The organism is Marinobacter sp. UBA5687 (genome assembly GCF_002420325.1).
Classification (GTDB): Bacteria; Pseudomonadota; Gammaproteobacteria; order Pseudomonadales; family Oleiphilaceae; genus Marinobacter; species Marinobacter nauticus.
Window position 1 is genome coordinate 76,941 of sequence record NZ_DIHV01000109.1, and the last position, 13,520, is coordinate 90,460.

Genomic DNA, 13,520 nt, shown 5'->3' on the forward strand with positions numbered 1-13,520 from the left:
TGTAGCCAGCGTGAACAAGTGCTGCCGTTAAACACGTTCAAGTTTTATCGCTGTCAGTGCGTCAGAATCCTGACAGTGGTCACCAACAAGGTTATGGAATGCAACAGATAATGCTGATGTGTCGCCCGGGGTTTGAAACCGAGGCGGGTCAGGAGTTGATGGATTCGGCGGCCGCTTGTGGTCTGTTCGGTTACTTTCAGCCGATCAGGAACGCAGGGCTGGTGCGGTTTACCCTTGGCGGGCCCGAATCTGCCTTTGAATTGATGCAGAGAATACCGCTGGACGAGCTGGTCTTTGTGCGGGACTGGTTTCTGGTGCTTGGCGATTGCCCGCTGCCGGCCAGGGACCGGGTTGGAGCCGTTATCGAGTTCCTCCGGGGCGCCGATTGGCAGGGCAGCCTGGCATCACGACTGGAAACCCGGCTTACGGAAACCAATGAAGATCGCGATCTGGGCAACTTTGCCCGAAAATGGGTGGCACCCCTGTCCCGCGGACTCAGGGAGGCGGACATGCTGACGCAGGACTCGGACAGTGCCAACGGTGACCGTCTGGAGTTGCTGTTGCTGGATTTCGAAACGGCTGTTGTCGGGTTAAGCCTGGCCGATAATCGATCCCCTTTTCCGCAGGGCATACCCCGTTTGCGTTTGCCTGCCTCAGCGCCCAGCCGGTCTGCGCTCAAACTCGAAGAGGCGTGGAAAGTCTTTATTCCTGAAGATCGTTATCTGGACTACCTGGGTGGCGGCCGGAAAGCGGTAGATCTGGGCGCCGCTCCCGGAGGATGGACCTGGCAACTGGTTCAGCAAGGCATGATGGTGACGGCGGTCGATAATGGCCCCATGAATCCAGAGTTGATGGCCACAGGGCATGTTGAGCATGTCCGGGCTGATGGCTACGCCTGGCGCCCGAAGCGGGCCGTGGACTGGATGGTCTGCGATATTGTCGACAAGCCCCGCAAAACCGCGCGTCTGGCGCTGGACTGGGTCGGAGGCAAACTGTGTCGCTACACCGTGTTCAATCTCAAGCTACCCATGAAGAAACGTTATGAGGAGTGGCTGATCTGCCGGGACATACTGCTGCAGGGGCTGGCAGAGGCCGAGCTCAATTGCCGGCTCCGGGCCCGGCACCTCTACCACGACAGGGAAGAAATAACCTGCTTCATCGAGCGCCTGGACTGATCACCGGGCTCACGGCATATCGCTGTGCTGGAGCACGGTAATGGCTTCATCCCGGTCCATCATGGGGGTGAGTTCCGCCATTAATTCCCGGCGTTCAGGAGAGCGGTACCAGCGATCCCAGTCTGCCTCTGAGCGCCAGTTTGCCAGTGTCATGCGATGGTTGGGGTCGCGGCAGTCGACCAGGGTCTCACCGGAGATAAAGCCCGGGGCACTGACGGCCTGCTGTAACACTTTTCTGGCCCGGTCTTCGTAGGCCGACTCCAGAGTTTCGGCAATATGGCGTTCAATAAGTACCCGAATCATGACAATCTCCCTTTATTTTCGCTGCTATAAACAATAATTTAGCACTGGATTCAGAAAAATCACGCTACTTGCAGGAGGTCACGCGTGTCCGATCATGATTATCACGCAGAACTGGATGCACGGGGACTATTCTGTCCCGAGCCGGTCATGATGCTGCACAATCGCATCCACGATGTTGAGATTGGGCAGGTGCTGCGGGTGGTGGCCACCGATCCTTCAACCACTCGGGATATCCCGAGGTTCTGCCAGTTCCTCGGGCACGAACTTCTCAGCCAGCAGGAAGCGGGCGGTGAATTCCTGTTTCTGATCCGCCGCTGTCAGGACGCCTGACTCAGAGTTTCTGACCAACGTTGGCCACGTGCTCCAGAAACTGATCCCGATCCATCTCGCCCAGCACGCGGGCGTTGCTGAGCTCTGCCCCGCTCGCCTGATAGAACAGTATTGCCGGGGGGCCAAACAGGCCGAGTTCATCCAGCAGGGCCTGCTGGGCGGGCGTGTTGTCCGTCATGTCGATCTGCAGCAGGGTGTAGGGTGACAGTGCCTGGATGACCTGGGGATCGCTGAACACATTGCGTTCCATGACTTTGCAGGAAATACACCAGTCCGCATAGAAGTCCAGCATGACGGGCTGCCCCCGGTCACTGGCATTGGCCAGCAATGTGCGGATCTGGTTCGGATCCTCAACGCGCTGGAAGCTGGCATGTGATAGCTCGCCCGCCACTGGTCCCGGCGCCGCGGAGGCGACAAAGGGCGCCAGCGGCTTGAGCGGGTCGTTGGCGCCGCTGACGGCACCGGCCAGCAAGGCCAGGCCATAGGCAAACATAACTAGCCCCAGCCCCTTACGGGTGCGCTGCCAGCCAGCCTTGGCGGCATCGAATGCGCCCAGCTGTACGCCAGTAATAGCAATCAGCAGCCCCCACATGGTCAGGCTGAACCAGACCGGTACCAGGCGCTCAACCAGCCAGATAGCCACGGCCAGCAGCATGACACCGTAGAAGTGCTTCACCGTGGTCATCCAGTGCCCTGAGCTTGGCAGCAGTTTCCGGCCGCCAACGGCAACCAGAATCAGGGGAACTCCCATGCCCAGGCCCAGTGCCAGCAGCGCCACACCGCCGATCACGGCATCCTGAGTGGTGGAAATGTACAGCAAGCTGCCGGCCAGTGGCGCAGACACGCAGGGCGAGACAATAAGTGCTGAAAGGGCACCAATACCGAAGATGCTGGCGACACGGCTGCCAGTCAGGCGATGGCTGGCATCGTTGAGGGGTTCCCGAATAAAACGTGGTAACTGGATTTCGAACAGGTCGAACATCGACAGCGCAAAGACCACGAACAGGCCAGCGAAAACACTCAGCACCCAGGGCGACTGTAGCTGCGCCTGGAGATTGAAGCTGGCGCCCAGCAGTCCGGTAATGACACCCGCCGCGGCGTAGGTCAATGCCATGCCCAGCACATAGCTGCCAGACAGCAATAATGCGTGGCTGGTGGTTCTTGTATTACGCCCGGAGACCATGGAGGAGATGATAGGCACCATGGGCAGAACGCAGGGTGTAAAGGTCAACCCCAGACCGAGCAAAAAGAATACGCCGGCGATCATCCAGATCGACTGGCTGGACAGAAAGCCGGCGAGGCCGGTCGCGGTGGAGGTATCTGCGGGCGCCGCATTACCGGTATCGGAGGTCACGCTGTTGGCTGCGGTCTCGGCAGCGTCGCCACCAGGGTAATAGAAGATGTCCCGGGTCTGCGGGGGATAACAAAGCCCGGCCTCTGCACAGCCCTGGTACGTCACCTGAAGCTCCGCTTCCCGGACACCGTCGGGCAGGGTGATGGGTACCCTGGCCTGGACCGGATCAAAAAAAACGGTGATCTCACCAAAGAATTCGTCTTCAGTCAGCGTGCCCGGCAAAGAAAAGCCGGGTTCGCCAACCTGTACACTATCAGTTACGGCATTGATCTGTATGCGGCTCTTATAGAGGTAATGGCCGGGGGTGATATTCCAGGCCAGCACCACAGCCCCGTTATCAGTGGTGTAATCAAAGGGTAGTGCTTCATCTACCGGCAGAAATTCGCTGTTACCAAACAGGCTGCCATTGCCGGACCCCAGAGCCTTGGCTCCGGGAGACGCCAGCGACAGACCCACTGCCAACACAAGCAGGAGATGGTAGGACAGATTTCGCGTAGAAGCACTGAAGGCCTGGACTGCTGACATGGATACGGTCATTTCCTGATTCTGGTATGCATGAAGTCGGTTCGAAGCCAGTGGACACCATGCTGTGGCGAAAGTTCCCACTGGTATTGGCCGCGTTAAAGTCGCACAATAGCCAACCGATGAATCACAATCCAGACGATCTTATCATGCTGTTCAATGACCTGTTCCGGGAATCATACCGGACGATTCTGGTCAGGGGCAGCGACGAACCGGAATATCTCCCTGTGAGCGAGCCCGAGGGCCTTGCCAGGGTAGTCTTTGCCCATGGTTTTTTTGCCAGTGCCCTGCACGAGATTGCCCACTGGTGCATTGCCGGTGAGCACCGGCGCACAATGTACGATTACGGATACTGGTACTGTCCGGATGGGCGAACACCTGAACAGCAGCAAGCGTTTGAGCAGGTGGAGGTGAAACCTCAGGCCATGGAGTGTCTGTTTTCCCTGGCCGCCGGCTTCCGCTTTCACATCAGTGTCGACAACCTCGCCGGCGGAGGCGCTGCCGATGGAGACGCATTCCGCCTGAATGTGCTCAACCAGGCGAGCGAGTACCTTGCCTGTGGATTACCCCGCCGTGCACAGCAGTTCTACGATTCGCTCATGCAGTTCTATGGTACTGGCGCCCGGATAGATGAAAGCTGGGCTCAAGTTAAGAACCGTCTGTTAACTGCAGAGCAGGAATACGATAAATCAAGGATACCTGAACCCCTATGACATCAGAACCAAAGCATACCGGCGATTTACGCTTCAGCGACCTCAATCTGGACAAGCGACTGCTGGATGCCATTTCCAAAATTGGCTTCGAGTACTGCACGCCCATTCAGGCAGAAACGCTGCCCTGGACCCTGGCCTGTGAAGACCTCATTGGCCAGGCTCAGACGGGCACCGGCAAGACTGCAGCCTTTCTGATTACCGCGATTCAGTCTTTGCTGGAAACTCCGATCGACGAGAAAGAGCGTTTTGCCTCCGAGCCCCGTGTTCTGGCGCTGGCGCCCACCCGCGAACTGGCCATGCAGATTGCCAAGGACGCCGAACAGCTGTGTCATTACACTGGCCACAATGTGGTTACTGTGGTTGGCGGGATGAACTACGACAAGCAGCGGGAGCAGTTGCAGAACGAAATTGTCGACATCCTGGTGGCTACCCCGGGCCGATTGATCGATTTCCTGGGCTCACAGGATGTTTTTCTGGATCAGCTCGACATCCTGATTCTGGATGAGGCGGACCGGATGCTCGATATGGGCTTTATCCCGGACGTCAAGCGCATCATCCGCAAGTGTACCCCCAAGGATGAGCGCCAGACCCTGCTGTTCAGTGCCACCTTCAACCAGGATGTCCTCAACCTGGCATCCATGTGGACCCGCAATGCCGAGTTTGTCGAAATCGAGCCGGAACAGAAGACTGCAGAACGAGTTGAACAGACCGTTTTCCTGGTGTCCGATAACGAAAAGCTGCCGGTACTGGTGAATTACCTGAAGCGGCCGGAAGTAGAGAAAGCGATTGTTTTTGCCAACCGTCGTGACCAGTGCCGTGATCTTGAAGAGGATCTTAAAAACCAGGGTGTGAAAGTGGCGTTGATGTCTGGCGAGATTGCCCAGAACAAGCGGCTGAAAACGCTTGACCAGTTCAAGAAGGGGCAGATCCAGGTGCTGGTTGCTACCGATGTGGCGGGCCGTGGCATCCACGTAAACGGCGTGACCCATGTATTCAACTACAATTTGCCAGACAATGCCGAAGATTACGTTCACCGCATTGGTCGTACTGGCCGTGCCGGTAAAACCGGAGTATCGGTGAGCTTCGCTGGTGAAGAGGACGCGTTTGCCCTGCCGGAGATTGAAAAATACATCAGCCAGAAGCTGAAGACGGCGGTGCCTGATGAGAATCTGACAGCCGCCATGGATAACCCGCCGATTACCCGCAAGCGGGGTGGTCGCCGGCCGCAGGGCAACAGCGGTCGCGGGCCCAGACCACGTCGTCATTGAGAGTCACTGGTGAGACCACTGTTATGCTGATCGTTGCGGACGAGAATATACCCTTACTGGATTCCTTTTTTGGCGACATCGGGGAGATTCGCCGGGTGAATGGCCGGACGCTGGCTCCGGACCAGGTAAGGGATGCCGATATACTTCTGGTCCGTTCGGTAACCCGGGTAGACCGGCAGTTGCTGGAGGGTGCCCGGGTGCGGTTCGTTGGTACGGCCACGATTGGAACGGACCACATAGACCAGGCCTGGCTCCAGGAACAAGGCATCGGTTTCGCCGCTGCGCCAGGCTGCAATGCCGTCAGTGTGGCAGAGTATGTGCTCTCGGTATTGTCGCTGTACGCAGAAAAGCGGGGTATTGAAGACTGGTCATCCCTGACGGTAGGGATTGTCGGGGTGGGCAATGTCGGTGGTGAGTTGGCCCGAATGCTGGAGCGGCTGGATTTCACGGTAAAGCTCTGTGATCCGCCCAGGCAGGAAGCTGATGAAGAGCGCGCAGAGGAGTTTGTGCCGCTGGCCGAGGCTCTGGAGTGTGACGTTGTAACCTTGCACACGCCGTTGACGCGAACTGGAGACCATCCCACCAACCGGATGGTCGCGGGCAGCGAGCTCGCGGCGCTTGGGCAGGATCAGTTGTTGATCAACGCCGGCCGGGGCGAGGTGATAGACGGAGAGGCATTGCTTGCCCGGCTTCAGCTGGCGGACGCACCCACGGTGGTGCTGGATGTCTGGGAGCATGAGCCAGGAATCAAGCCGGATCTGGTAGACAGGGTGTGGCTGGCCACGCCCCACATTGCCGGCTACAGTCTTGAAGGCAAGATGCAGGGCACGGAAATGATCTACCAGGCCCTTTGCCGGTATCTAGGGCTGCCCGTGCGCAAGAAGGCCGGGCAATTTCTGCCGGAGCCGGCGCTCAGTAAAGTGTCCTTTACCAGCAGCGCTGATGAAGATGAGGCCGTTCAGGTTGCTTTGCGCGCTTGTTACGATCCCCGCCGGGACGATGCCCGCCTGCGGCTGACCATGCGCGGTAATCCTGAAGAGCGGGCGCAGGCCTTTGACAGGCTACGCAGGGACTACCCGGTGCGCAGGGAATGCTCGAGTCTGAAAGTGCAGTTGAAGGGTAGCAGCAAGTCGATTCAGGACAGCTTCAGGGCCATCGGGTTCAAACTGAAGATCTGACACCCTGAATGTCTTACTCGTCAAAAGAGAAGGGCGCCTGTGTGGCGCCCTTTTTCATGTGATTACAGTTTGGCGTTCTGTAGCGCTGCAATTCGGTCCTCCAGCGGCGGGTGGGTCATGAACATTGCTGCCAGACCTTCGCGGGCGCCCCGGTTGATACCGAATGCCTGCAGGGTGTCCGGCATCTGATCCGGAACCTCACTTTCCTTTTTCAGGTGCGCCAGGGCGCTGATCATGGCGCCTCGCCCTGCCAGTTGGGCACCGGCAATGTCGGCACGGTATTCCCGACGACGGGAGAACCAGAACACGATGGTGCTGGCCAGGATGCCGAGCACGATTTCTGCCACGATGCTCACGACAAAAAAGCCGATTCCATGGCCGTTCTCATTCTTGAAGATGACCCGGTCCACGAACGAGCCGATCACCCGCGATGCGAAGATAACAAAGGTGTTTACCACGCCCTGGATCAGCGTCAGAGTCACCATGTCGCCATTGGCCACATGGCCAATCTCATGGCCCAGTACGGCCCGGATTTCGTCCTTGTCAAAGCGGCTTAACAACCCCTCACTGACCGCCACCAGAGAATCGTTTTTATTCCATCCAGTGGCAAAGGCATTGGATTGCTGAGCAGGGAAGATCGCCACTTCGGGCATACCTATGCCGGCTTTCTTTGCCAGCTCCGCGACGGTTTCAACCAGCCAGCGCTCCGCCGGCGTGCGAGGTGAGTCGATCACCCGGGCTTTGGTGCTCCACTTCGCCATGGGCTTGGATAGGAACAGCGAGATAAACGCACCAGCGAAGCCGAACACCGCCGCAAACGCCAGTAGCGAGCCGTAGTCGATGCCTTGTTGTGCCAGATAACTATCGACCCCCAGCAGTCGCAGGGTAAAACTCGCAACCAGAATAACGGCCAGGTTGGTGGCCAGAAACAACAGAATACGCATGGTTTTTTCCTGTATCAGCTTACCGGGAAACGTATTGCCTTTCTGACCGATATATGTGGATCCGGTTCAGCGGTTCAAGAACCTTAACGCCATTTAATGAACGGGTTGCAGGCCTGAATCGTTAAAGAAGGTTGATTGCACCGCCAGACTGATGCGGCTGGAACTGCCGCTTTTCAGGGCGGAGCGCAGCAGATGAATATAGGTGGACAAGTCCTTCTGAACGGAAGGCGGCAATTCGGGTTCGTTTGAAGCCGCCGACAGTTCCCTCAGAAGCGCCTGCGGGGCCGGGGCGCTGAGCCGAACAAATGCCTCCCGGGTCAGCACCGCCTGATCCAGAGCTTCCTGGCGAATGGTATCCACGTATCGGAGCAGGCCTTCTTCGGACAGCCAGAGCAGGGCGCCGAAACAGGCCATGTGGCGCTTGCTGTGCAGGCCGAATTCGTCGGGCTCGTCTGGCCCGGCGATATCCTCCACGAACAGGTTTACCCGCCGGGGAAACGACATGTAGAGCTGAACCAGGGCGATTGCCACGTCCTTGTAGAATTCCTCGACATGAATGTCGGCCATACTGACTCCGGTTTACTGGCGATAGTGTTCAAGGAAATTGCCCAGACGGCCCATGGCATCCGACAGCGTGTCCGCTCTGGGCAGGAAAACAACCCGGAGATGCTGCTTGTCATCAATGTTGAAGGCCGAGCCCTGAACCAGAAGTATTTTCTCCTGGAGCAGCAGATCCAGAACCAGCTTCTCGTCATTCACCACCGGGAAGTGCTTGGGGTCGAGCCTCGGAAACATGTAAAGCGCCCCTTTCGGCTTGACGCAGCTGACGCCGGGAATGTCATTGAGCATGCGCCAGGCGGTCTCACGCTGCTCGTAGAGACGCCCACCCGGTGCCACCAGATCGTTGATGGACTGATAGCCACCCAGAGAGGTCTGGATTGCCAGCTGGGCCGGCACATTGGCGCACAGGCGCATGTTCGAAAGCATGTCGATCCCTTCGATCAGGTCCCGGGCCTTGTGCTTGGCTCCGCTGATGATCATCCAGCCGGAACGATAACCGGCCGCCCGGTAGTTTTTGGACAGGCCGTTGTAGGTGAAAAACAGCACGTCGTCTGCCATCGAGGCGATGGATGTGTGCTGGGTGCCGTCGTACAGGATCTTGTCGTAGATCTCGTCGGACAGGATGATGAGATTGTGTTCCCGGGCCAGCTCCAGTACTTGCTGGAGTAATTCCTCAGAATACACGGCACCGGTCGGGTTATTCGGGTTGATCAGCACAATAGCCCGGGTCCGGCGGGTGATCTTTTTGCGGATATCGTCGATGTCCGGGAACCAGTCCTGTTGTTCGTCGCAGCGGTAATGCACCGGTTTGCCGCTGGAGAGGGTGACGGCGGCGGTCCAGAGCGGGTAGTCCGGGGCCGGAATCAGTACCTCGTCGCCGGTATTCAGCAATGCCTGCATGGACATCACAATCAGCTCGCTGACGCCATTGCCCAGATAAATGTCATCAATATCGACTTTGGCAATGCCCCGCTGCTGGCAGTAGTGCATCACGGCCTTTCGGGCCGAAAACAGGCCTTTGGATTCCACGTAGCCCTGAGCCTGGTGCATGTTGTAAATGACGTCTTGCTGGATTTCTTCCGGAACGTCGAGCTCGAAGGCTGCCGGGTTGCCGATGTTCAGCTTCAGAACCCGGTGCCCTTCTTCTTCGAGCCTGCGGGCTTCACGCAGAACCACGCCACGAATTTCATAACAGACATTGTCGAGTTTGGCGGATTTGAAATAGTTCTGCATGGGAGCCTGGGTCCTTCGCTAAGGTTCTGAACGAAAGCCTTATTCTAGCGGAGGGACGCCTCGGGGTAACAGGGGCAATTGTGTGGAATTGTGGCCAAATCAGGATAGTTTACGGAACGTCTTTGAAGTGATGTGTCAGCAGGCTGACCCGAAGTGACAATTTAGAATCTTGTTGGGGGAAATTATATTGTGCACAATATGACTCAGCCGTTCATACAAAATCGGCCGTGGCCGGCCAATACAGGAGAGAGATTTCATGGCGAGCGAAACCATCTACAGTTTCAGTGCCAAAGATATTAAAGGGCAGGAAGTATCAATGGACGACTATCGGGGCAAGGTTCTGCTCATTGTGAATACGGCCTCAAAATGCGGTTTTACGCCCCAATTTGAGGGCCTTCAGTCACTCCATGACGAATTGGGGGAACGCGGGTTTGAGGTGCTGGGCTTCCCCTGTAATCAGTTCATGAATCAGGACCCCGGTAACGACGATGCCATCAGCCAGTTCTGCTCCCTGAACTACGGTGTCAGTTTCCCCATGTTCGCCAAGATTGAAGTGAACGGCGACGGCACGCATCCGCTGTTCAGGTTCCTGAAATGTGAGGCCAAGGGCCTGATGGGCTCTGAGAAGGTCAAATGGAATTTCACCAAGTTTCTGGTCAATCGGGACGGCCAGGTTGTGCGGCGCTATGCGCCAACGGCGAAACCGGCCGACATCCGTGCCGATATCGAGAAATTACTCTGACCATGAAGGACAACGATCAGATACTGGCGCTTGATAACCAGATCTGTTTTGCCCTCTACGCAGCCAACCGGGCGGTGACCGCCCGGTACCGGCCGTTACTGGAGGAGCTGGGGCTGACCTATCCCCAGTATCTGGTCATGCTGGTGATGTGGGAAGCAGACCGTGAGGGGCTTCGGCCACGGGTCGGCGACCTGGGGGCCAGATTAAGACTGGACTCGGGAACGTTGACGCCGCTACTTAAACGCCTGGAGCAGCGGGAACTGTTGCAACGGGCTCGGCTCGCCGAGGATGAACGGGTGGTTCGGTTGAGGCTGACCGATGCCGGACGGGCAATGCGGGCCAAGGCGGCGAACGTGCCCGGCCGCCTGATGTGTGGTCTGGATATTGAGCCGGAGCGATTGCTATCGCTGCGCCAGGAGCTCAGGAGTCTGCTGGAGGTTCTGGAGACAGCGGAGCCCAGCGAGCGATAACCGCCCTGAGTTCGTCACGATTATAGGGCTTGGTGATGTAGTCATTCATGCCCGAGGCCAGGCAGTCCTCGCGGTCGCCTTGCATCACATTGGCGGTTACCGCGATAACCGGCAGCGTTTGCCATTGGGGATTCTGGCGGATAGCGCGGGTTGCTTCGTAACCGTCCATAACCGGCATCTGGCAGTCCATCAGTACCAGGTCGTAAGCTTTGTTCTGAAGTGCTTCCAGTGCCCGGCGCCCGTTCTCCGCGTGATCTACCCGGTGCCCCAGTTTCTTCAGCAGGCTGCTGGCCACCAACTGGTTGACCTGGTTGTCTTCCACCAGAAGGATGTTGAGAGCCGGTACCGGTTGCCGGCTTGTGCCAAGCGATCGATCCGGGTGCGTTGCTTGTTCGCCTGAATCCAACCCGCCGGCAGCGCACAGGCATCGGAACAGGTCGTCTCTTCGCAGTGGGAGTGCCACAACGCAGTGTCTCGGGTGGTCGCTGGTGGCGGTGCCGGACTGGTCGGCCAGGATCACGCCTTCTCCGCGCCAGTCATTGGCAAAGGCAAGATTTTCCCGGGGCGAATTTGCTGCATCAATCAGCAGGATGCCCTCCGGATGCCGGCTCGCGCTGCGCACCGGTATGTTCCAGGAGCGCAACTGGGACTCGATGGCCAGTCTGTGAGGGTTGCTCTGGGGCAGGGCCATGGCAATACCAATATCGCTCAGGCGTCGTAGCACGCCTTCTGCGATCTCCGGTTCATCGCCCTGGTGTACCGGAAGCGGCAGGGTCACGGTAAAGTGGGTTCCGGCGCCTTCCTTGGAATCCACCAGAATCTGGCCATGCATTCGCTCCACCAGTTGCCGGCAGAGTGTCAGCCCAAGCCCGGTTCCGCCGTAGAGGCGGGTGGTGTCAGTATCGGCCTGGGAAAACGGTGAGAATATCCGGTGCAGGCCTTCTCTCGACATACCGATCCCGGTGTCGATGACTTCCAGTCGCAAGCTGCCCCCGGACCAGCTGGTGCGAATCTTTACGGTGCCTGCATCGGTGAATTTGATGGCATTGCTGAGCAGATTGTTCAGAATCTGACGGGTACGGGTGGGGTCCCCCAGAAAATGCTCTGGCAAATCCGGCGCGGTCTCGTTAACCAGGTTAATGCCTTTGCGCCGGGCTTGTTGAGCGTGCAGGGTTGCGCATTCTTCAATCAGTTTTCTCATGCTGAAAGGAATGCTTTCCAGGGAGAGTTTGCCAGCTTCTACCTTGGAGATGTCGAGAATGTCGTTGAGCAGGCCAAGTAAGCTCTCACCGGCATTCAGAGCGATTTCCAGGCGATTGCGTTGACCTGCGTCTTTCTCGCTTTCCAGTGCCAGACCCAGCATGCCCAGAACACCGTTGAGTGGTGTGCGAATTTCGTGGCTCATGCTTGCCAGAAAGTTGGCCCGGGCGCGAGCTCTGCGAACAGCGTCTTCCTTGGCGCGGACCAGCGCCCGGTTACCGCGCAGCAAAGCTTCATTTTTTTCCGAAATCTCCCGGGTGCGGTCCTCCACTTCCCGTTCCAGCTGGCTGGAATAGTTTTTCATGGCGCTTTCGGCGGATCGCAGCTTGGCCACGCTCACTTCCATGTTTTCCAGGTGCTGGTTGATGATGCCCACCATGGTGCCGATTTCATCACCTTTGTGGTTTTCCGGAATCGGAAGCCGGACTTTCTCCGGAGAACTTGCCCGCACCTGACTGAGGGCGTTGATGACGTTCATCATGGGCCGGGTCAACACAAAATAGAAAATGGCGAGCAGTACACCGGAGAGCGCAAGGCTTTTCAGCAGCCCGATAATCAGGGTATTGGTCGCCCGGGTGAGAAACTGTATGCCGTAATGATAGGTGTCGATGGTTACAACAAGCTGGCCCAGAGGCAGATCCGCCAATTGTGGCACCTGCAGTTCCTCATTGAACACGCGGCTGGCGCCAAACAGCAGATCGCTGATCCAGCGATAGCGGGAAACCGGGCTGCTCTGGCTGGCCGCAGCCATGGTCTGGCCATCGCTGTCAATAATTCGAGCGTCTATGGTGGCAGGGTGTTGCAGCAGGCCGTCGAGCAGCTCCTCCGCGAGCCGGACATCAATGTTGTAGGCAATCTGGGAGGCCGGGCTCTGGCTGATTTCAATCAGGGCGCGAACTTCGCGGTCCATCGATTCCCGGGCGGTGAAGTAGTCCAGGGTAATCTGGATCAGGTTCAGTACCAGGCCCAGCACCATGGCGACCAGGACCGTGTCCCGGGTGAGGCGATAGGAGAGCCGTTGCCTGATTCTGTTAAACACGATGTTGCGTCATCCTTGAGATATGGGCGTTTACGAAGCCGCGTTCAGTCGTCGTAATCCGCTTTTTTCTTCCAGGTGTCGTCGTCCTGCAGAAAGTTGTCCCATTCCTTGTCCAGCTTGGAATGGTTTTCCTCATTCATCTTGCCTTCTGTGCTCATTTCCTCAAGTTCCTTGATGCGGGTACGGAAGCTCTTCACCGCTTTCATGGCAAGAGGGTTGTCCCGGGATTTGCCCATCTCAGTACTGGCAAGGTGATAAGCGTGAATGGCCTTGCGGATCTGGTTCTGGCGAATGAAATCGCGGGCCTGGAAAACGTGCAGGTCGGCGTGGGTTTTGTGCACCAGAAACAGAACATACTTCAGATTCTTCTTGGCGGTGGCAGAGTCTATCCGGCCGGCTTTATGCATAGCCTCAATCAGCTTGAACAA

The 13,520-nt window shown here is 57.6% G+C and carries 13 protein-coding genes and 1 pseudogene; 7 read left to right on the forward strand and 7 right to left on the reverse strand.

What is annotated here, in order from left to right; genetic code table 11:
- Positions 1-98: 98 nt before the first annotated feature.
- Positions 99-1,175, forward strand: a complete 1,077-nt coding sequence (rlmM, locus tag B3Y70_RS11465) for a 23S rRNA (cytidine(2498)-2'-O)-methyltransferase RlmM (RefSeq protein ID WP_273030201.1) — start codon at positions 99-101, stop codon at positions 1,173-1,175.
- 9 nt (positions 1,176-1,184) lie between these two features.
- Here the strand turns inward: rlmM and B3Y70_RS11470 are convergent, their stop codons facing one another.
- Positions 1,185-1,478 carry an antibiotic biosynthesis monooxygenase family protein gene (locus B3Y70_RS11470; RefSeq protein ID WP_011785260.1) on the reverse strand — a complete coding sequence of 98 codons (294 nt, stop codon included), beginning with the start codon at positions 1,476-1,478 and terminating at the stop codon, positions 1,185-1,187.
- A gap of 84 nt (positions 1,479-1,562) precedes the next feature.
- On the opposite strand from B3Y70_RS11470, the gene tusA reads away from it, so the two are divergent.
- Positions 1,563-1,808: a sulfurtransferase TusA gene (gene tusA / locus B3Y70_RS11475; RefSeq protein WP_014421203.1), complete on the forward strand. Its 246-nt coding sequence runs from the start codon at positions 1,563-1,565 to the stop codon at positions 1,806-1,808.
- Position 1,809: 1 nt separating this feature from the next.
- On the opposite strand, the gene dsbD is transcribed toward tusA, so the two are convergent.
- Positions 1,810-3,687 (reverse strand): protein-disulfide reductase DsbD, encoded by a 1,878-nt coding sequence (gene dsbD / locus B3Y70_RS11480; protein WP_278350911.1) that lies wholly within the window; start codon positions 3,685-3,687, stop codon positions 1,810-1,812.
- A 146-nt stretch (positions 3,688-3,833) separates the two neighbouring features.
- Here dsbD and B3Y70_RS11485 point away from each other — a divergent pair, with 146 nt between their 5' ends.
- From B3Y70_RS11485 to pdxB, 3 genes are read left to right on the forward strand one after another with little or no spacing between them, the layout of a single operon-like run.
- Positions 3,834-4,397, forward strand: a complete 564-nt coding sequence (locus tag B3Y70_RS11485) for an elongation factor P hydroxylase (protein WP_228285496.1) — start codon at positions 3,834-3,836, stop codon at positions 4,395-4,397.
- Complete coding sequence (locus tag B3Y70_RS11490) at positions 4,394-5,665, forward strand: DEAD/DEAH box helicase (protein ID WP_014421207.1); 1,272 nt, start codon at positions 4,394-4,396, stop codon at positions 5,663-5,665. The genes B3Y70_RS11485 and B3Y70_RS11490 overlap by 4 nt, the downstream gene beginning before the upstream one ends.
- A gap of 23 nt (positions 5,666-5,688) precedes the next feature.
- Positions 5,689-6,843, forward strand: coding sequence for a 4-phosphoerythronate dehydrogenase PdxB (gene pdxB, locus B3Y70_RS11495; protein ID WP_286896065.1), 1,155 nt, complete (start codon positions 5,689-5,691; stop codon positions 6,841-6,843).
- A gap of 62 nt (positions 6,844-6,905) precedes the next feature.
- On the opposite strand, the gene htpX is transcribed toward pdxB, so the two are convergent.
- The 3 genes from htpX to B3Y70_RS11510 form a co-directional block, all read right to left on the reverse strand.
- Positions 6,906-7,787 (reverse strand): protease HtpX, encoded by an 882-nt coding sequence (gene htpX, locus B3Y70_RS11500; RefSeq protein ID WP_014421209.1) that lies wholly within the window; start codon positions 7,785-7,787, stop codon positions 6,906-6,908.
- Positions 7,788-7,880: 93 nt separating this feature from the next.
- Positions 7,881-8,354, reverse strand: coding sequence for a hypothetical protein (locus tag B3Y70_RS11505; RefSeq protein WP_014421210.1), 474 nt, complete (start codon positions 8,352-8,354; stop codon positions 7,881-7,883).
- Between the two features lie 12 nt (positions 8,355-8,366).
- Complete coding sequence (locus B3Y70_RS11510) at positions 8,367-9,581, reverse strand: pyridoxal phosphate-dependent aminotransferase (RefSeq protein WP_199453975.1); 1,215 nt, start codon at positions 9,579-9,581, stop codon at positions 8,367-8,369.
- A 256-nt stretch (positions 9,582-9,837) separates the two neighbouring features.
- Here B3Y70_RS11510 and B3Y70_RS11515 point away from each other — a divergent pair, with 256 nt between their 5' ends.
- Both B3Y70_RS11515 and B3Y70_RS11520 read left to right on the forward strand, forming a co-directional pair.
- A complete protein-coding gene (locus B3Y70_RS11515; protein ID WP_288589828.1) occupies positions 9,838-10,323 on the forward strand; it encodes a glutathione peroxidase in 486 nt (161 codons plus the stop codon).
- 2 nt (positions 10,324-10,325) lie between these two features.
- Positions 10,326-10,793 carry a MarR family winged helix-turn-helix transcriptional regulator gene (locus B3Y70_RS11520; RefSeq protein WP_199453973.1) on the forward strand — a complete coding sequence of 156 codons (468 nt, stop codon included), beginning with the start codon at positions 10,326-10,328 and terminating at the stop codon, positions 10,791-10,793.
- Here the strand turns inward: B3Y70_RS11520 and B3Y70_RS11525 are convergent.
- Complete coding sequence (locus B3Y70_RS11525; RefSeq protein WP_286896070.1) at positions 10,744-13,092, reverse strand: hybrid sensor histidine kinase/response regulator; 2,349 nt, start codon at positions 13,090-13,092, stop codon at positions 10,744-10,746. The genes B3Y70_RS11520 and B3Y70_RS11525 overlap by 50 nt on opposite strands.
- Positions 13,093-13,136: 44 nt before the next feature.
- Positions 13,137-13,520, reverse strand: a pseudogene (locus tag B3Y70_RS11530) (hypothetical protein); the annotation flags it as partial.